15 protein-coding genes and 1 pseudogene are annotated in these 18,205 nt (G+C 68.4%); 9 read left to right on the forward strand and 7 right to left on the reverse strand.

What is annotated here, in order from left to right:
- Window positions 1-1,089, reverse strand: coding sequence for a thiamine ABC transporter substrate binding subunit (locus BJF87_RS20780; protein ID WP_085948628.1), 1,089 nt, complete (start codon window positions 1,087-1,089; stop codon window positions 1-3).
- 326 nt (window positions 1,090-1,415) lie between these two features.
- Between BJF87_RS20780 and BJF87_RS20785 the strand changes: the two genes are divergently transcribed.
- From BJF87_RS20785 to BJF87_RS20800, 4 genes are all read left to right on the forward strand, one after another.
- Window positions 1,416-2,249, forward strand: coding sequence for a hypothetical protein (locus tag BJF87_RS20785; protein WP_006357462.1), 834 nt, complete (start codon window positions 1,416-1,418; stop codon window positions 2,247-2,249).
- A 308-nt stretch (window positions 2,250-2,557) separates the two neighbouring features.
- Entirely contained in the window at window positions 2,558-3,460 is a 903-nt protein-coding gene (locus tag BJF87_RS20790; protein ID WP_006357461.1) for a hypothetical protein, read from the forward strand.
- Between the two features lie 78 nt (window positions 3,461-3,538).
- Complete coding sequence (locus BJF87_RS20795) at window positions 3,539-4,822, forward strand: lipase family protein (protein WP_075863834.1); 1,284 nt, start codon at window positions 3,539-3,541, stop codon at window positions 4,820-4,822.
- Window positions 4,823-4,829: 7 nt separating this feature from the next.
- Entirely contained in the window at window positions 4,830-5,534 is a 705-nt protein-coding gene (locus tag BJF87_RS20800) for a lysoplasmalogenase (RefSeq protein ID WP_035751167.1), read from the forward strand.
- Between the two features lie 10 nt (window positions 5,535-5,544).
- Here BJF87_RS20800 and BJF87_RS20805 read toward each other — a convergent pair whose 3' ends face one another.
- A complete protein-coding gene (locus BJF87_RS20805; protein WP_006357458.1) occupies window positions 5,545-5,988 on the reverse strand; it encodes a hypothetical protein in 444 nt (147 codons plus the stop codon).
- A 139-nt stretch (window positions 5,989-6,127) separates the two neighbouring features.
- On the opposite strand from BJF87_RS20805, the pseudogene BJF87_RS20810 reads away from it, so the two are divergent.
- A pseudogene (locus BJF87_RS20810) lies at window positions 6,128-6,701 on the forward strand (HhH-GPD-type base excision DNA repair protein).
- A gap of 81 nt (window positions 6,702-6,782) precedes the next feature.
- Window positions 6,783-7,697 carry a hypothetical protein gene (locus tag BJF87_RS20815; RefSeq protein WP_006357456.1) on the forward strand — a complete coding sequence of 305 codons (915 nt, stop codon included), beginning with the start codon at window positions 6,783-6,785 and terminating at the stop codon, window positions 7,695-7,697.
- A gap of 247 nt (window positions 7,698-7,944) precedes the next feature.
- On the opposite strand, the gene BJF87_RS20820 is transcribed toward BJF87_RS20815, so the two are convergent.
- Complete coding sequence (locus tag BJF87_RS20820) at window positions 7,945-9,249, reverse strand: WS/DGAT domain-containing protein (protein WP_006357455.1); 1,305 nt, start codon at window positions 9,247-9,249, stop codon at window positions 7,945-7,947.
- Window positions 9,250-9,266: 17 nt separating this feature from the next.
- Window positions 9,267-10,490, reverse strand: a complete 1,224-nt coding sequence (locus BJF87_RS20825) for an acyl-CoA dehydrogenase family protein (protein ID WP_006357454.1) — start codon at window positions 10,488-10,490, stop codon at window positions 9,267-9,269.
- Between the two features lie 196 nt (window positions 10,491-10,686).
- On the opposite strand from BJF87_RS20825, the gene BJF87_RS20830 reads away from it, so the two are divergent.
- Complete coding sequence (locus BJF87_RS20830) at window positions 10,687-13,086, forward strand: acetyl-CoA acetyltransferase (protein WP_084813242.1); 2,400 nt, start codon at window positions 10,687-10,689, stop codon at window positions 13,084-13,086.
- A gap of 82 nt (window positions 13,087-13,168) precedes the next feature.
- Here BJF87_RS20830 and dmpG read toward each other — a convergent pair whose 3' ends face one another.
- Genes dmpG through BJF87_RS20845 form a run of 3 tightly spaced genes read right to left on the reverse strand, consistent with a single transcriptional unit; the run spans window position 13,169 to window position 15,991 of the window.
- Complete coding sequence (gene dmpG / locus BJF87_RS20835; protein ID WP_035751157.1) at window positions 13,169-14,191, reverse strand: 4-hydroxy-2-oxovalerate aldolase; 1,023 nt, start codon at window positions 14,189-14,191, stop codon at window positions 13,169-13,171.
- Window positions 14,188-15,150 carry an acetaldehyde dehydrogenase (acetylating) gene (locus tag BJF87_RS20840; protein WP_035751154.1) on the reverse strand — a complete coding sequence of 321 codons (963 nt, stop codon included), beginning with the start codon at window positions 15,148-15,150 and terminating at the stop codon, window positions 14,188-14,190. Before BJF87_RS20840 ends, dmpG begins: the two co-directional genes overlap by 4 nt.
- A gap of 28 nt (window positions 15,151-15,178) precedes the next feature.
- A complete protein-coding gene (locus BJF87_RS20845; RefSeq protein WP_035751151.1) occupies window positions 15,179-15,991 on the reverse strand; it encodes a 2-keto-4-pentenoate hydratase in 813 nt (270 codons plus the stop codon).
- Window positions 15,992-16,119: 128 nt separating this feature from the next.
- Between BJF87_RS20845 and BJF87_RS20850 the strand changes: the two genes are divergently transcribed.
- Together BJF87_RS20850 and BJF87_RS20855 are read left to right on the forward strand one after the other, a co-directional pair.
- Window positions 16,120-16,890: an IclR family transcriptional regulator gene (locus BJF87_RS20850; protein WP_035751149.1), complete on the forward strand. Its 771-nt coding sequence runs from the start codon at window positions 16,120-16,122 to the stop codon at window positions 16,888-16,890.
- 107 nt (window positions 16,891-16,997) lie between these two features.
- Window positions 16,998-18,191 (forward strand): AI-2E family transporter, encoded by a 1,194-nt coding sequence (locus tag BJF87_RS20855; RefSeq protein WP_006357448.1) that lies wholly within the window; start codon window positions 16,998-17,000, stop codon window positions 18,189-18,191.
- Window positions 18,192-18,205: the final 14 nt, after the last annotated feature.

The following is an 18,205-nucleotide window of genomic DNA, read 5'->3' on the forward strand; positions in this document are numbered from 1 at the left end:
TCACCTGCCGACAGCGTCACGCCACTGATCGAGCCAGCTCTCGCGGTTCTCCGCGATCGTGGCGGGCGGCAGCGAGGACATCCACTCCGGCACGGCCGCGCGGGCCGGCCAGCCCTCGGGCAGTTCGACGTCGCGCTGCACCGGGTACACGTACATCGACTCCGGCAGCGCGGACTGCACCTCCGGGCTCAGCATGTAGTCGACGAGCTTGCGCGCACCGGTGGAGTTGCGGGTGCCCTTGAGGATGCCGATGTACTCGACCTGCGGGAAGCAACTGTCGAGAAGGGCGCTGGTGTCGGGGGTCGCGGCGGGCGAGGACGCGTACGACAGCACGATCGGCTTGTCACCCTTCCCTTCCCCCGCGCTGAACATCTGGTTGTAGGCGACCTCCCAGCCGGAGACGATGGTCGCGCCACCGCCGACGACCCGCTTCCAGTAGTCCTGCCAGCCGTCGCCGAGGGCACCGACCGTCGTCAGCAGAAAGGCCGTGCCGGGTGAGGAGGTCGCGGGATCGGTCAGCACCGTTTGCGACGCGTACTCCGGCTTGACCAGGTCGCGGAAGCTCGCCGGTGGAGTCAGCGATCGTGATTCGTACCAGGCGTCGTCGATGTTGAGGCAGACGTCGCCGCGGTCGACGGCGGTCAGCTTGTCGGCCGCACCGGGCACCGCGTACTCGTCGGCCCCGTCGACGGCGAGCGGCGACTCGTAGGACTCCAGGGCTCCCGCTTCGATCGGCCGGGACGCGAAGGTGTTGTCGATGCCGTAGACCGCATCACCCTTGGGTGCGCCGGGGGTCAACGACACGGTCGACGCCAGCTGTCCGGCGTCGCCCGAGCGCACGATCTCGAGGGTGAGCCCGGTCTGCCGGCGGAACCCGTCGATGACCGATTCGGGCAGTTCGAAGGACTCGTGAGTCAGCAGGGTGACCTGTCCGCCTGTCGTCGACTCGTCGGCGCAGGCAACCGCCGTCGTGAAGACCAGTCCCACTCCGACGGTGAGTGCGACGGCCCGGGAGGCGATCCCCGACCACCCACGCCGACGGCCGCCACTCTCGGCCTGCAGCTCGTTCACGCCCGGCAGTTGGGTCACATCCGACTCCTTGCGACTCGCTGTCCCTGTCCCATCCACCCCCATATCCAACCAGGTGGCGTCGCGACGCACGATTTGCCGCCCGAAAGATCACTTCTGTAACAATTGCATCAATAACCACATACGTCACAGTCGCAACCCGCCGGACTACCTGGACACAGAAGACATCGAGGGGCTTAGAATGACCCGCGACGTCCGGGGTGGGAAGATCGATGAACACCCGTCAATCCCCGGGCAATTTCCACGACCAGGATCCACACGACCACGAGGCGCACGAAGCTTGTTCTCCCAGCCGACGCAGCGCCACGACCGATAGGACACCACCAGTGCGTTTCACACGGCCGTCGAGGTTGCGTTCGACCACCTCTCGCCCGCACCGGACCCGGCGCAACCGCCTGTTCCTCAGCGCCTCGGCCCTCGTTGCCGTGGCCGGCCTCGCACTCCCGGCGGTCGCCGGCGCCGCGCCCGCTCCCAAGGTCGACCAGCGCGTGCTGGACTCGCTCGGTGCGTTCGCCCCGGCGATCATCGGCTCGGTGGCCACCCCCGGCCCCGACGGCAAGGTCAACGCCCAGCTCCTCCAGCAGGCCGAAGCCTTCGCCAACACGCCGGGAATGCCCGCCGAGGTCTCCAAGGTCTGGCGTTCGGTCGCCGACTTCCTCGGTGAGCCCGGACGCAAGGCCGCGGCACGCCAGCTGGCCGCCGAGCCCAAGCCCGGCGATCCGGAGATCCCGAAGGGCCCCAACGCTCCGAAGATCCAGGAATTCCTGTACCCGACCTTCGGTCTCGGCTGCATCCCCGGCGGCGGCTCGCTGGGCCGCGCCCTGGTCACCGCAGGCCCCCAGGAAGCACCGGCACCCGGCCCGAAGCGCGGCGAGGGCGGCTACGTCTACACCGCACTCGGCACCGGCCCCGCCATCGACAACAAGGCGAAGCCGCTGATCGTGAGCTGGCTCAACGTCGACACCGGCCGCACCGGTACCACCACGCTGAAGCGGAACCCGAAGATCAACGTCAAGGACGGCCCCGGCACCTTCACCGGCATTGCCCGGACCGGCAAGGGCCGCGTCATCTCCGCGATCCACGGAAACGTGACCACCAAGACCAAGGAGCAGGTCGTGTCCTGCACGATCGTGCCGGTGATCGGCCTCGCCGTCATCTGACCTCCGGTCGACTTCTCCTTCACCGACACCCCGGCACTTCGCCGGGGTGTCGTTGTCTCTGTGACCGTTATCCGCTCGGCGACGTCCCGCGCGCCACGTGTCGCGAACCGACTGTGGCGGCGGTCTCACTCGCTACGAGGACAAAACCCCAGGTCGTCGGAAATGTCGGTATCTCACCGATCGCGCGCATGTCACAGCTCGGACTCGCGACTTGCCGCAGTCGTCTCACACGTGGTCTCTTTTAACTCAAGTCCCATCTGTCACACCCGCCACACGTGGCGGGGTGTTCGGCTGTTCGAAGGAGTGCCATGTCCATCACGTCTCGATTCACACGTCCACTGATCGGTCGGCGCGGAATCCGGCGCTGCGGCGTGGGCCTGGTGGGCGTGGCGATGGCCGCAGCAGCGGTCACCTCGGCCGCCCCGGCCTCGGCCGCCCCATCGCTCCCCCTCCTCCCGCCGAACATGCTGAGCGCGTATTCCATCCCGTTCGACGCAGAACTGGCCGGCGCGGTCCGTCTGCTGAAGTCGGCGGGCGTCGACCAGATGGCCCTCCAGGCCGCGCAGGCGGTCATGGGCAGCTCCGGACAGCTGTCCGTCCAGGACGTCGTCGGACGTGCCGGTGCGCTGCCCTTCGACGCATCGCAGCCCCAGCCGGCCGCCGCTCCCGCTGCGGGGACACCCCGGCCGGTGGCCTCCACCGATCCGCTGGCACTGCTGAAGAGCCTGGGCATCCAGACCCTGACCCCGTCCGTCGCCCCCTTCTGCACGACCCCCACCCCCGACAACCCGCTCGGTCTGGTCACCGCGGGCGCCGGCGCGGTCGCGGGCCCGTGGCCGCTGAAGACCGATCCGATAGCCGGGCTCAAGCCGCTCCTCGACATGCTGCCGATCGCAGGCATCCCGGACAAGATGAACGTGGTCGAGAACGGCGAGACCGCATACGCCTTCGTGCCGGCCTCCCCGAAGGCCGGCAAGGGTGGCACCATGCAGGTCGCCTGGTTCAACACCAGCACTCTGCAGGGCGGCTTCGCCGACCTCGAACCGCTGAAGAACGGCGCCACCCTCACCGCCCTGCCCCTGCTCTCGGGTGTGCGTCTCGCCCCGGTGAAGACCGGTAAGGGCACCATCCTGTCCGCGGTCTTCGGCACCGCGCAGAACGGCTCCCAGAACTGCTGGTTCCTCCCGGCCGTCGGCATCGTCAACGCCTGACTCCCGGTCTACGCGTGAGATCTCTTCTCGCCGTTGATCTTTCCACCCCCACCGCCACACCGAACGAATAGACGACACATGAACACGCACGGCATCTCTTCCACCCGTCGGAGTGCCTCCATCGCCCGCACGGTCGCGGTCGCCGCAGCCCTCACCATGGGCCTGACCTCCTTCGGCCTCGTTGCCGAGGCCGCCGCGGAACCCACCACGACCACCCCGTCGACCAGCACCCCCTCGCCCGGCGCAACCACCGACGCCACCGACGAGGAAACGGGCGCACCCGCCGACGACAACGCGGGCACGATCGACACCCGTGGCCCGGGCCAGGCGCCGGGTGCCGTCTACGCCAACCGTGACCTGCCCCGTAACCGCACGGTCGCCGGCTCCGCCGCCGGCAACGACTTCACCTACTGGAGTACCGGCGCCGACGGCAAGGCGCACCTGTCGTCCGGCGTGCTGATGGTCCCGGCCGGCCGGGCACCTGCCGGCGGCTGGCCGGTCGTCGCGTGGGCGCACGGCTCGCGCGGCATCGCCGACAAGTGCGCACCGTCGGAGCGTCCGACCAAGGACGACACCACCGAACTGAGCCGGTGGCTCGGCCGCGGCTACGCCGTCGTCTCCACCGATTACGCGGGCGTCGGCACACCGGGAACCCCGCAGTACTACGACCTCGAGGCCACCGCCCGCAACATCGTCGACGCGGTGAGCGCCGCACACGACGTCTCCGACACCGTGTCGCGCTCGTGGGCCGTCGTCGGCGAGGGTCAGGGTGCCGCGGCCGCGATCACGCTGGCTCGCCTCGCGCCGAAGCTGCAGGCGCGCAACTCGCTGGACTTCAAGGGCGCGGCGGCTACGTCGATCCCCGCCGAGTTCGGAGCGCTCCTCGCCAATCTCGGACCGTCGTCGGCGAGCATCCCGTCCGGTCTCGCCGCCGACGCGCTGTACACGCTCAGCGCGATCCGCAATGTGCGTCCGGGACTCGACGTCGACTCGCTGCTCACCGACACCGGTAAGAAGTGGATGGCCAAGGCCGCCAACGAATGCATCACCGAGTTCCGAAAGAACGTCGACGGTCTCGCCATGGGATCCCTCTTCGCCAAGCCGGTGTCGGAGAACACGGATCTGACGAATCTGCTGACCGAGGCCACCGCCCTGCCGAGCCGTGGCTTCGTCAAGCCGGTGATCATGACCCAGTCGCTCCAGGACACGTCGGTCGTCGTGCCGCTGTCCTTGAAGTACCTGAACCAGGCGCGTGCCGATCGCAAGGTGCAGGCCCGCACCTACCTCACCCTCGACGCTGCGCAGTCGGCGAAGTTGTCCGACAACGACATCCGCGCCTTCATCGCCAAAGTCCTGAAGTGAGTCGATGATGGGTCGCCGTCTTCCGGACCGTCGCCTGTCTAAGCAACGGGCGTTCGATCTCGCCTATGCGGCGACGACAGCGGCGGCCACCGTCACCGGCGCTCTCGGTCACCGGCGGGCGGCGGGCCTGACCAAGCCACTGCCGATGCTGCTGCTGGTGGCACAGGCGGCGGCCGGGGCACGTGAGCGCGACGCCCTCGACAACGCCGGATTGGCGGGCGCACTGGCATTCTCGATGGCCGGCGACCGACTGATGCTGCTCGAGGAGTTCGAGACCGAGCCGGTCGCCAAGGACCGCTACCTGCGACTCGGCGCGACCTTGTTCGCCGGAGCCCAGTTGAGTTACGTCGCGACGATGTGGCGCGCGGGTGCCCGGCCGTCGGCGAGACAGCTGCTCCCCCGGGTCGGGGTGCTCGCCGAATCGGCCGCGGTGCTGGCCCGTCACCGGCCGGCGCTGCTGCCCGTCCTGGGCACGTACGGCAACACCCTCGCGACGATGTCGGCGACCGCGAGCGCCATGTCCGATCCGCAGCCGCGGTTGCGGATCGGCGGCGTGACGTTCCTGCTGTCGGATCTGGCGATCATCAACCGCCGCCACCTCGTCACCGACCCGCGCGTCCGGGTGGCGGGCGAGGCGTGGGTGCTCGCCAGCTACTTCGCCGCGCAGTACCTGCTCATAGGCGGACTCGCCGAACGCTTGCGTCGACGCTGATCGAGACCGGTCAGGCGGTCGCGCGCCCGCTGCACGACGAGTACTGCGGGTTGACCATCGGGTTGAACGCCAGGGCGCCGAGCTTCTGCTTGATCGTGAACGCGACCGGACCACGACCGGGATGGATGTCGACCTGCCATTTGACGGTGAATCCGCGTCCCGGCACGAAGACGGTGCCGGTGCGCCCGGTCCGCAGGTTCCGCCACGACACCGTGATGTCGTAGGTGTATTCCAGTGCGACGGGTTTCGCACGATCGGTGCCGATGAGCGCGATCGCCGGCCCGGGCAGACCGTCGGCCGGGAACCGGATGTTGTTGAACACGTCGACGCGGATCTTCACCGGTCCTGCGGGCCACGGGTTCGCCGAGGTGCAGTTCAGGGTCGTGACGTAGTTCGGCTCGGTGTAGTCCGGGATCGCGTTCGCACTCCCCGGCCCGACGACGCCGATGAGCATTGCCACCACCGCCGCGATGACCGCTCCGACACCCGCGCGGAACGCGCCTCGTGATCCTGCTCGCCCCGTCATGCTCTCCCCGCTGATCATGGGGGCAGTCTAGAGCGGCGCGCGCACCGCGTCTGCCAGAATCGATCCCATGCCGAAGATCCAGATCGCCCAGGAACCCGCGGCCGACGAACTGCTCTCGACCGATTCGTTCGCCCTGCTCGTCGGGATGTTGCTGGATCAGCAGTTCCCGATGGAGCGTGCCTTCGCCGGTCCGGCCAAGATCCGCGACCGCTTCGGCACGATGGACCCGGTGGAGATCGCCGACGCCGACCCCGAGGCCTTCGCGGACCTCTGCTCCACTCCCCCGGCCATCCACCGCTACGGCCGCTCGATGGCCGGACGCGTGCAGGCGCTCGCGAAGGTCGTCGCCGAGGAGTACGGCGGCGACGCCTCCCGCATCTGGACCGAGGCGAGCAGCGGCGCCGACCTGATGAAGCGCCTTCGTGATCTGCCCGGCTTCGGTGAGCAGAAGGCGAAGATCTTCGTCGCGCTCGTCGCCAAGCAGCTCGACGTGAAGCCGTCCGGTTGGACCAAGGTTCGCCGGCGATTACAGCAAGCAGGGATACCGCTCGGTCGCCGACGTCGTCGACCCCGACTCGCTGCAGAAGGTCCGCGATTTCAAGAAGGCGGCCAAGGCCGCTGCGAAGGCCGCGACGGAGTAGAGACGCGACGTGGGTCACCTGACCCACGAATCGCCCAGGCTTCACCCACGATCGCGAGCCGGTGGCCTAGTGTCGGGAACCATGGAGTCTCTTCCCGACCGAAGCGCACCCTACGGGACCGACCCGACTCGTGCGCTCCTCCAGATGCCGCTGCGGCTGGGGTTCACCGTGACCGGTGTGGTCCTCGCTGCAGCCGAGTCCGCCGTCACCATCGCACGCATCACCGCGGGCAGCGTCCAGCACGAGATCACCCAGGCCTTCGGAGTCGAGGACGAACTCAGTGCGGCCCGTACCCCCCTCGCCCTTCTCAACCAGCTGTCCGAGTTGCTGGGTCCGGACCGCCCCTTCGGACGCATCCTGGCCGCGGGCGGGCCGTTGGAACGGCTCCTCAACCCGGGCGGGGTCATCGACCGGCTGACCGCATCCGACGGTCCGCTGGAGAAGCTCACCGCCAAGGGCGGACTCCTCGACCAGATGGCCGACGAACGCGGCATCCTGATGCGCCTGACCGCGAAGGACGGCCCACTCGACCGCCTGACCCGCCCCGGCGGGGTCGTCGACCAGTTCACCGAGAACGAGGGCATCCTCGAACGTCTCACCTCCGAGGGCGGCGTCGTCGACAAGCTCACCGCACCCGACGGCATGCTGGAGAAGGTCACCGCGCCCGGAGGCATCCTGGACCGGTTCGCCGCCGAGGCCGGTCTGCTCGATCAGCTGGTCGGCGAAGGCGGCGCGGTCGAACGCGCCATCGCGCCGGGCGGTCCGCTGGATCGGATCACCGAGCTGACCGAGGTCATCGGTCAGCTCGCACCCAACCTGATCGCCATGCAGGACACCGTCCACGAACTCGCCGAGACCGTGGACCTCCTGAATCAGACGGTGGCTCCCCTCGGCGGTCTCGCCGACCGTCTGCCCAAGCGACTCACGCGCGGCCCCAAGGGCTCCGGCGGCAACGGCAACGGGGCCTCCCCGGCAGATGCAGACACCAACGGTTAGCCACGACGGTGATCGCTGAGATCGTCGAATCGTTGGATGTGTCAACGACTTTCGGTAGTAGATGTTTCCGCGTGGCCGATCCCTTCCCGCTTACCGGATAGCACCCGCGGGAAGGAAACAGACACCGCGGGAAGGAAGCGGTTGAGCGGGAACCAAACCACCGCTAGACCAACACCCGGGCCGGGTTCGTGTGAACCCGGCCCTTCCTACTCGCCCCAACGTCAACACGTCCGATTTCCAGTTGACCCTAGCGACGAGTCGTATCGAAACCGGCCCGCAGCAACTCCACATACCGGTCGACGTCGGGCATGACGTCCGGGCTCGTGGTCACCGACACCGCGACGCGGTCGCCGATGCCGTGCACCCCGTGGGTGAGGCCCTGTACCGGCGACAGGGCGGGAAAGCCGGTGGTGAACAGGATCTCGCCGCCATCGAGGTCGAAGTCGGCGGCACCGCGGTCGACGGAGGACACCACGGTCACGCCGGTGACCGTCTCGGGTCGGGTGTCGAGGTCGAAGGCCCGGATGCCCCAGCGCGTGAGGATCGCCGGAGTGACCTCCGATACGCGTCGCTGCGCGACTCGTGCGGGGTCGGCGTCGGCCGCACGGGCGGCGTCGATCTCGGCGCGGACGAGTCGTGCTCGTTCATGCGGATCGTCGACTTCGAGGTGAAGATCGATCCCCACATTGCGAAAGTTGTTGCGCGCTTCCGATTTATTTGATCGTCCGACCGTGAGCTCTACACCGAGACGTCTGCAATCGTCGCCCAGGTATCGCGGTAGCGCCTGCGAGATGGCAACGAGCACGGCGACGGTGACCGGAGACCCGGCTGCGGTGAGACGCTCGCGGTCGAGCACGATGACCCGTAGGAGTCGCCGCGACCCGGGGCTGCGGTTCAGTGTCGTCAGCGGATAACCCGGCTTTCCCGGATTCGCCGGTTTCCCAATCCGAGCGACCTGTACTCCGCGTCGGACCGTCGAGACGAATTCTCCGGGGAACCGCAGTGCACCCAGCGCGAGGGTTCCGACATCGCGAACCGGCCCGGGCATTCCGAAGCCGCCACCACGGCGATTGTCGTACGGCGCGGTGAACAGGTCCCGGGCGATCTGCGATGCGCGCCGACCGTCACCGATCGCATGCGAGATCTGCAATACGACAACGACTCCCGTGACCGACTCACCACAACCGGCCGGAAGGTCGGTCACCGGACCGAACAGATGCAGACGCCAGGCCGCTCGGGACGGCACCAGCGGATCTGCGACGAGGTCGCCGACGGTGTCCAGACACGACAACCAGGTCCGCGTCGTGGTGTCGACGCGGACCTGGTCGGGTGCGGGTTCGGCGGAGACCCAGTACGGACGGTCGGCGGTCGCCGGGACGTCGTGGACCCGTAGACACAGGTCGTCGACGTGCCTCGCCCGCGCCGACAGTCGCCGGGCGCACTCGTCGAGCGAGATCGACGGTGCGGCAAAGCAGTACAGCAGCAGCTGGTCGTTCGGAATGCGTTCCGACATCCAGTACGACGCGGCGTCCGCCGCCGCCATCCGCTGCATGCGGCCAGGGTAGCCCCCTATTTCTGGCCGGCACTCCAGGCGTAGGGCAGCTCGGTGCCGTTGAGCACGTGGTCGCCGATGGCCTGCAGCTTGAAGATCAGCGGATTGTGTACCGAGATCACGCGGGCGTTGCGCCAGTGGCGATCGAGGCGCAGCCGCTCGGAGGTGATCGACGCGCCGCCGACCTCGAACAGCTGGGTGGTCGCGTCGAGCACCAGCGGGATGACGGTCGCCTGCGCACGGGCGACGTCGAATTCGACCTCGTCGAGCAATTTCTCGTCCTGCCAGCCGGTCTCGGCGAGCCGGTCGAGCCGATCGGCGATCTCGAGGACGATGGTGCGCGCCGAGTAGGCGGCCGCCGTCAACCGGCCGATGACCTGCTGCACCAGCGGATCGTGGCGGGGCAGGTCGGCGGTCGAGTGGGTGAAGGTGCGCTTGCGTTCGCGCACCCATTCGCTCACGTCCTCGGTGGCACGCTGCGCGATGCCCGCCAGCACCGACAGCTGCACGAGCTGCAGGTACGAGGTGGCGTAGGTGCGACCGGAGACGCCGTAACCCGGGCCGAGGATGCGGTCCGCGGACACCTGCACGCCGCTGAACTCGGTGGTCCCGCTGGCGGTCAGACGCTGACCGAAGCCGTCCCAGTCGTCGTGCTGAATGACGCCCTGCGCGTCGGCGTCGACGAGCACCGAGACGCGCTCACCGTCCTGGTCGGCGGCGACCAGGATGTGGTGGGAGTACAGGCTGCCGGTGCTGTAGTACTTGGTGCCGTCCAGGCGCCATGCGTCATCGCTGTCGGAGTCCCGGGTCAGGCGCGTCTGGTAGCGGTCGATCGCGCCGACACCGGGCTCGGTGATGGCGTTCCCGACGAGCGTGCCCTCCGCGACCTTGCGCAGCCAGCGCTCGGCCTCGGGATCGGGCAGCGCGGTGAGCTGATCCTCGACGAACGACCAGTGCACGCGCAGCGCCTGCGGGAGGTTCGACTCCGCGGTGGCCAGGTCGACGAGGAGCCGGAACACCTGACGGACCGAGGCGCCGTACCCGCCGAGCTCGACCGGCACGCGCAGCGCGCCGAACCGGGACTCACGCAGCCACGACACCTCGTCGTGCGCCAGCCGGCGATCGTCTTCACGCGCCACCGCTCCTTCGGCGATTCGGGCGAAGATCGGGGCGAACACCTCGTCGAGCCGTTCGTCGGTGGTGCCGGCGGCCGGCGTGCTCGTGGGCACGGTTGCGGTCATCACATGGTCCTTTCGGTACAGACTTGTCGGCCGATAGTGTGGCCGTCGCCCGACTCGAGAACCACGATTGAAACCGCGCTGAACGCAACGTTCCCAAGTCTCGATTTCGCCGCCACACTGATGACCGAACCCGCAGGTATGGCGTTTCCCGGACCATGTTGGAACGTCTCCGGCGGCTTTGTGTCAATCTATGCGTATGCCAATCTCGATCGCTGATCTCGACCCGAACACCCCCGTCGTGGTCGGTGTCGGCCAGGCCTCTGAGCGTCTGACCGATCCCGGATACGAAGCGCTGGGTGAAGCGGACCTCGCGGCGCGCGCCGTCACCGCCGCCTTCGACGACGCAGGTGCCTCCGACCTCGCGTCATCCATCGACACCATCGCGGCGATCCGTTCGTTCGAGATCTCGAGCCCGCTGTCCTCGTCGCCGCTCGGCCGCCCGGACAACATGCCCCGCGCCGTGGGCAAGCGCGTCGGCGCCGACCCCCGCCGCGCCGTGCAGGCCGTCACCGGCGGCCAGACCCCGCAGACGATGCTCACCGAACTCGCCGGCGTCATCGCCGCGGGCGACTCCGACGCCGCGGTCATCTTCGGCGTCGAGGTCATGTCGACCGTGCGTCACCTGCAATCCAAGCCCGACAACGAGCGTCCCAGCTTCGCCGAGACCGTCGGCGGACAACTCGAGGACCGCGGCTTCGGCCTCAAGGGCATCATCACCGTCGCCGAGATGCGTCACGGTCTCGCCTCCGTGATCCCGCAGTACGCATTGCTGGAGAACGCCCGCCGCCACAACACCGGCCTGGGCCGCGAGGCGTACGCCACCGCGATGGGCGAGCTGTTCGCACCCTTCACGAAGGTCGCCGCGGCGAACCCGCATTCGGCCGCCCCGACCGAACGCGACGCCGCCGAGCTGGTCACCCCGACCGACGGGAACCGGGTCGTCGCCGATCCGTTCACGCGCTACATCGTCGCCCGCGACCAGGTGAACCAGTCGGCCGCCGCGGTCGTCATGTCGATCCGGGCCGCGCAGGCCGCCGGCATCGACCCGTCGAAGTGGGTCTTCCTGCACGGCCACGCCGAGACCGTCGAGCGCACCTCGCTGGACCGCCCCGACCTCGGCGCCGCACCGGCCGCCCCCGCTGCCGTGAAGCATGCGCTCGAGGTCGCCGAGATCGGTCTCGACGACGTCTCGGTCATCGACATCTACAGCTGCTTCCCGATCGCGGTCTTCAACATCCTCGACGGGCTCGGCCTCTCCGCCGACGACCCGCGCGGACTCACCGTCACCGGCGGCCTGCCGTTCTTCGGCGGTCCGGGCAACAACTACTCGCTGCATGCCATCGCAGAGGTCGTCTCGCGCGTAAGGCAATCCCCCGGAGACTTCGGTCTCGTCATCGCCAACGGCGGTGTGCTCAGCAAGCACGCGGCCGGCGTCTACTCGACGACCCCGGCACCGTGGCGCGCCGACAACAGCGCCAAGGTCCAGGCGCAGCTCGACGCGGTGCCCACCGTTCCCACCGTCGGCGACGCCGACGGCCCGGCGATCATCGAGACCTACACGGTGATCCCGTCGAAGAGCGGCAAGCGAACCGGCGTCGTGATCGGCCGCCTCATCGACGACGCCGCGCCGGATCGCCTCGGCGCCCGGTTCGTCGCCAACCTCGACTCCGACGACGACGAGTTCTTCGACCTCCTGCTGACGTCGGACGATCCCGCCGGCACCGAGATCGTGGTGCGCTCCTTCGACAAGGGCAACCGGGTCAAGCTGACCGAGGCGGCGATGGACGCCAAATACCCCGTGGTCGCACCGGCGTTCCGGGACAGCTACGCGCACGTCGAGATCCGTCGCGACGGACACCTGCTCGAGGTGACCATCAACCGGCCCGACGCGCGCAACGCACTCAACCCGGCCGCCAACGCCGAACTGGACTCGATCTTCGACGCCTACTTCGCCGACGACGACCTCTGGGTCGCGATCCTGACGGGCAAGGGCGACAAGGCCTTCTCGTCGGGCAACGACCTCGCCGCGACGGCCAGCCCGGCCGCACTGTCCGTGCCCAAGAACGGATTCGCCGGGCTCACCGCACGTGCGAGCCTGCCCAAGCCGGTCATCGCCGCCGTCAACGGTTTCGCTCTCGGCGGCGGGTGTGAGATCGCCATGGCCTGCCACATCATCGTCGCCGACGAGGAGGCCTCGTTCGGTCTGCCCGAGGTGAAGGTCGGATTGGCCGCCGCCGCAGGCGGTCTGGTCCGCCTTCCGCGGCTGATCCCGCCGGCACTGGCCCGCGACATGATCCTGACCGGTCGCCGGATCTCGGCCACCGAGGCCGCTGCCGCCGGACTGGTCAGCCGGATCGCCCCGGCCGGAAAGGTTCTCGAGACCGCCCGCGAGGTGGCCGAAGAGATCCTCGCCGCGTCGCCGACCTCGGTCCGCGCGTCCATCGCGACCATGGAGCAGTCGGACGCGATCACCGACACCGTCGAAGCGGTCCGCGCGAGCACCAACGTGCTCGACTCGCTGATCATCAGCGGCGACACCCTCGAGGGCATCATGGCGTTCGTGACGAAGCGAGCTCCGGAGTGGAAGGGCCGCTGATCCTCGCCGGGTAGCCCCTGATTCAGGTTGCGTTCTGTCCCGCTTCCCGGGACAGAACGCAACCTGAATCAAAAGGACGAACTCAGCCCGCCTGCGCAGTCTCCGCTGCCGCGAGATCCAGTGCGATGTCGACGATCATGTCCTCCTGGCCACCGACGAGCTTGCGGTTGCCCGCCTCGAGCAGGATCGACCGGACGTCGACGCCGTACCGGGCACTCGCGGCTTCCGCGTGGCGCAGGAAGCTCGAGTACACACCCGCGTAGCCGAGGGTCAGCGTCTCGCGGTCGACACGCACCGGACGGTCCTGGAGCGGGCGGACGATGTCGTCGGCGGCGTCCTGCAGGGCGAAGAGGTCGCAACCGTGCTGCATACCCTTGATGTTCGCGACCGCGATGAAGGCCTCGATCGGGCAGTTACCCGCTCCCGCACCGTGTCCGGCGAGTGAGGCGTCGACGCGGTAGACACCGTTCTCCACCGCGACCACCGAATTGGCCACCGACAGAGACAGATTCTCGTGCGCGTGGATGCCGATCTCGGTGCCCGCGTCGAGAACGTCGCGGTACGCCCGAACCCGGTCGGCCACTCCGTCCATGGTCAATCGGCCACCCGAGTCGGTCACGTAGACGCAATGTGCGCCATAGCTTTCCATCAGCTTGGCCTGCTCGGCCAGCTTCGCGGGCTCGGCCATGTGACTCATCATCAGGAAGCCCGAGACGTCCATGCCGATCTCGCGCGCCTTGGCGATGTGCTGCGCCGACACGTCGGCCTCGGTGCAGTGAGTCGCCACGCGCACCGACCGCACACCCAGGTCGTACGCGTGCTGCAGTTCTTCGATGGTGCCCACGCCCGGCAACAGCAGGGTGGTCAGGCGCGCGTTGGTGATGTTGGCCGCGGCCGCCTCGATCCACTCCCAGTCGGTGTTGCTGCCCGGCCCGTAGTTGACCGAGCCGCCGGCGAGACCGTCGCCGTGGGCGACCTCGATGGCGTCGACACCGGCCGCGTCGAGGGCGCGCACGATCTTGCCGACGTTCTCCGGGGTGATGCGGTGGCGGACGGCGTGCATGCCGTCGCGCAGGGTCACATCCTGGACGAAGATCTTGCTCATCGTGCGTTGTCCTTCTGCTGCGCGATCCGCTCGGCGACCTGCAGGCCGGCGGAGGTCATGATGTCGAGGTTGCCCGCATAGGCGGGCAGGTAGTGTGCGGCGCCCTCGACCTCGAGGAACACCGACACCTGGTGCGTCGGGGTGATCTCGGTGCCGTCCTCGAGCAGGGTGTGGACGGGCTGATCGGCCGGGATCGCGGCGATCTGGATCTCCTGCTTGAGGCGGTACCCGGGCACGTAGGCGGCGACGTCGCCGATCATCTTCTCGATCGAGGACCGGATCTCCTCGTGCGTGCCCTCGTCGGGCGCGTCGACGAGGCAGAACACGGTGTCGCGCATGATCAGCGGCGGCTCGGCGGGGTTGAGGATGATGACCGCCTTGCCGCGCTGTGCGCCGCCCACCGAGCAGATCGCCTTCGACGTGGTCTCGGTGAACTCGTCGATGTTCGCGCGGGTACCCGGCCCGGCCGAACGTGACGAGATGGAGGCGACGATCTCGGCGTAGGCGACGGGCGCGACACGCGAGACGGCCGCGACGATCGGGATCGTCGCCTGCCCACCGCAGGTCACCATGTTCACGTTCTCCGCGTCGATGTGGTCGGCGAGGTTGACCGCGGGCACGACGAAGGGGCCGATGGCCGCCGGGGTCAGGTCGATCATCCGCTTGCCCAGTGGGCGGAGCAGGGCGTCGTTGGCGACGTGAGCCTTGGCCGAGGTGGCGTCGAAGACGATCTCGATCTCGTCGAACCCCTCCATGCGCGTGAGGCCGTCGACACCTTCGTGCGTCGTCGGCACGCCCTTTGCGCGGGCGCGCGCGAGGCCGTCGGAATCGGGGTCGATACCGACCATCGCCCCCATCTCGAGATACTGCGACTGCTGCAGCACCTTGATCATCAGGTCGGTACCGATGTTGCCCGAGCCGATGATCGCCACCTTGGTCCGTGGCGTGTCTGTTGTCATGGTCCTTCTCCTTGGATGTGCGGAAGAGTCAATTGGAGGTGAAATGTGCTGTCACCGAACCGAGTTCGCCGATCTCGGCGGTCACCGTGGCACCGGGGGCGATCGGCCGCATCGGTCCCAGCGCACCCGACAGGATCAGCTGGCCCGCGCGCAGCGGTTCCCCGAACTGGCGGGCCCGGCGCGCGAGCCACGCGACGGCGTTGAGCGGATCCCCGAGACACGCGGCCCCGTTGCCCTCCGAGACGACCTCGCCGTCGATCGTCATGGTCATCGTCGAGTCGACCGGCGAGTACTCGTCGAGGGTGCGGCGAGCGTCACCGACCACGTACAGCCCGGCGGATGCGTTGTCGGCGACGGTGTCGGCGAAGGTGATGTCCCAGCCGGTGATCCGGCTGTCGACGATCTCCAGGGCCGGCGCGGCGTAGTCGATGGCGGCGCGGCACTGCTCGATGTCGAGGTCGCCGTCGGCCAGGTCGCTCTTCAACATGAACGCGACCTCAGCCTCGGCCTTGGGCTGCAGGAGTGTCCCCATCGGGATCGTCTCACCGTCGCCGAAGGCCATGTCGGCGAACAGCACTCCGAAGTCGGGCTGGTCGACGCCGAGCTGGGTCTGCACGGCCACCGAGGTGGCCCCGATCTTGCGGCCGACGACCGCGGCGGTCCGGTCGGCGTTGAACAGCGTCTGTACACGGTAGGCCGACTCGATGTCGTCGGCCGCGATGAGATCTCGGATCGGCGCACAGGGCCGGCGATTCGTCAGCGCGCTGCTGAGCCGTTGCGCCGCAGCGGCGATCGCGGGGTCGCGGTCGGTTCGGTCGGGGGCCGAGGTCGGGGAACTCATGTGCTGCCTCTGTTGTCGGTTCGGTCGTCGGCCGCGATCTCCTCGGGCGACTCCGCACCATCGTGGGGTGCCGCTATACCCTGGGTCGAGCATCGCGTTCCGGTGAGCGGTACGACAGGAGGTCGCAGATGAGCCAGGAACAGCTCGACCATTCGAGCGTGCTGGGTAAGGCGATCACCGTGCTCCAGGCCTTCGACTCCAATGACCGGCAGGTCACGCTCGCCGACCTCGCCCAGCGCACCGCGCTCCCCAAGACGACCGTGCACCGACTGGCCGGCCAGCTCGTCGCCGCTCGTCTTCTCACCCGCACAGCGGGCGGGTACGCGCTCGGCAGCGGGCTGTTCGAGCTCGGCATGCGCGCATCCCCGGAGCGAGGACTGATCGAAGTCGCGACGCCGTTCATGCAGGACCTCTACGTCCGTACCGGCGAAACCGTCCATCTCGGCATCCCCGAGGATCTCGAGGTCGTCTACGTCTCGAAGATCGGCGGACATCGCCAGGCCGCCGCCCCGTCGCGACTCGGTGGTCGAATGCCGTTGTACTGCACAGCCATCGGGAAGGCACTGCTGGCGAATTCGCCGGATCCCGTCATCGCCGAGCAGCTCGCTCGCCCACTGCGCCGGCGCACACCGCACACCATCGTCGCCCCCGGGCTCCTTCGTGCACAGCTCTCCCAGATCGCCGAGGACGGGGTCTCCTTCGAGTTCGAGGAATCGACCCTCGGCCTCGTCTGCGTCGCCGCCCCGATACTCGACGCCGACGATGCCCCGCTCGCCGCGATCAGCGTCACCGGCCCGGTACACCGCTTCCACCCGAGAGCGCACGCGACCGCGGTCCGGGCCGCCGCGGCGGGGGCGAGTTCGACGCTGGCACGACGGGCCCACATCATCGACGGCTGACACCCCGCCACCGGAAAGCACTCCGCCGCAGATCGTCGTACTGAACACTGGATGACGGTCGCGCACACCGTGCACGATCCGCGTCGTACAGAGAGTGAGGCGAGAGCATGGCACGTCGGGGCACGAACCGCTCCAGAGCCACCACGCGCGCGCCCGAGGCACCGCCCTACCGCACCGACCCGCCCGCCTGGACGCTCCCCCGCGGAACGATAGTCCTGATCACCATCGCCGGTCTGGTGGTCGCGGTCGGCGGCATCAAGGCGGTCTCGTCGTTCGCGGCGCCGACGTTCCTGGCGCTGATGCTGACCGTGGCAGTGCAACCGGTGCCGAGATGGTTGCGCACCAAAGGGTTTCCCGGTTGGGCGGCATTCCTGACGACGATCGTCCTCGTCTACGGCATCCTGATCGGACTGTTCGCGTCACTGGTGTTCTCGGTGGCCAGACTCGCATCGATCCTGCCGGACTACGACGACAAGTTCAACGACATCATCACGAGCTTCCAGGACTTCCTGACCGCCCACGGGGTCAGCCAGGACAAGGTCCACGACATGATCTCCAATGTCGACACCAGCAAGGTCGTCAACGTGGTCACCGAGTTGCTCTCCAGCACGCTGAGCGTCGCGTCGGCCCTCGTTCTCGTGCTCGCCCTGCTGCTGTTCATGGCAGCCGACTCGGTGGGCTTCGACGCCCGGATGGAACACCTGCGCGGGATGCGTCCCGACATCGCCGCGGCCTTCGGCTCCTTCGCCCAGGGCACCCGGAGCTACCTGTGGGTGTCGACGGTGTTCGGCCTCATCGTCGCCGTCTTCGACAGCATCGCCCTCGCACTGCTGTCGGTCCCGCTGCCGATCCTGTGGGGTCTGCTGTCCTTCATCACCAACTACATCCCGAACATCGGGTTCGTGATCGGTCTCGTACCGCCCGCGCTTCTCGCGCTGCTCGACGGCGGCGTCACCAAGATGCTCGTCGTCATCGCGGTCTACAGCGTCATCAACGTGATCATCCAATCGGTCATCCAACCGAAATTCGTCGGCGACGCCGTCGGCCTGTCGACGACGCTGACGTTCCTGTCCCTGATCTTCTGGGCCTGGGCGATCGGGCCCCTGGGTGCGATCCTGGCGGTACCGCTGACGCTGCTGGCCAAGGCCCTGCTCATCGACATCGACCCGGCCACCCGCTGGGCCGACGTCCTGTTGTCCTCGTCGGGCACCAAGCCGGTTCCCGAGGAGTCGCCCCCGCCGACGACGCCCGAATCGCCCCCGGACGACCCCGCGCACGTCACACTGGGAACCGATTCGTGAGCCGGACTACGCTC

This window comes from Gordonia sp. CNJ-863 (assembly GCF_001942325.1).
GTDB lineage: Bacteria > Actinomycetota > Actinomycetes > Mycobacteriales > Mycobacteriaceae > Gordonia > Gordonia alkanivorans.

Bases quoted from the DNA above. Each gene is read 5' to 3' on its own strand.
- BJF87_RS20790 (WP_006357461.1), top strand. From the start codon at position 2,558: ATGTCCATCACGTCTCGATTCACACGTCCACTGATCGGTCGGCGCGGA.
- BJF87_RS20795 (WP_075863834.1), top strand. From the start codon at position 3,539: ATGAACACGCACGGCATCTCTTCCACCCGTCGGAGTGCCTCCATCGCC.
- BJF87_RS20800 (WP_035751167.1), top strand. From the start codon at position 4,830: ATGGGTCGCCGTCTTCCGGACCGTCGCCTGTCTAAGCAACGGGCGTTC.
- BJF87_RS20805 (WP_006357458.1), bottom strand. From the start codon at position 5,988: ATGCTCATCGGCGTCGTCGGGCCGGGGAGTGCGAACGCGATCCCGGAC.
- BJF87_RS20815 (WP_006357456.1), top strand. From the start codon at position 6,783: ATGGAGTCTCTTCCCGACCGAAGCGCACCCTACGGGACCGACCCGACT.
- BJF87_RS20820 (WP_006357455.1), bottom strand. From the start codon at position 9,249: ATGCAGCGGATGGCGGCGGCGGACGCCGCGTCGTACTGGATGTCGGAA.
- BJF87_RS20825 (WP_006357454.1), bottom strand. From the start codon at position 10,490: ATGACCGCAACCGTGCCCACGAGCACGCCGGCCGCCGGCACCACCGAC.
- BJF87_RS20830 (WP_084813242.1), top strand. From the start codon at position 10,687: ATGCCAATCTCGATCGCTGATCTCGACCCGAACACCCCCGTCGTGGTC.
- dmpG (WP_035751157.1), bottom strand. From the start codon at position 14,191: ATGAGCAAGATCTTCGTCCAGGATGTGACCCTGCGCGACGGCATGCAC.
- BJF87_RS20840 (WP_035751154.1), bottom strand. From the start codon at position 15,150: ATGACAACAGACACGCCACGGACCAAGGTGGCGATCATCGGCTCGGGC.
- BJF87_RS20845 (WP_035751151.1), bottom strand. From the start codon at position 15,991: ATGAGTTCCCCGACCTCGGCCCCCGACCGAACCGACCGCGACCCCGCG.
- BJF87_RS20850 (WP_035751149.1), top strand. From the start codon at position 16,120: ATGAGCCAGGAACAGCTCGACCATTCGAGCGTGCTGGGTAAGGCGATC.
- BJF87_RS20855 (WP_006357448.1), top strand. From the start codon at position 16,998: ATGGCACGTCGGGGCACGAACCGCTCCAGAGCCACCACGCGCGCGCCC.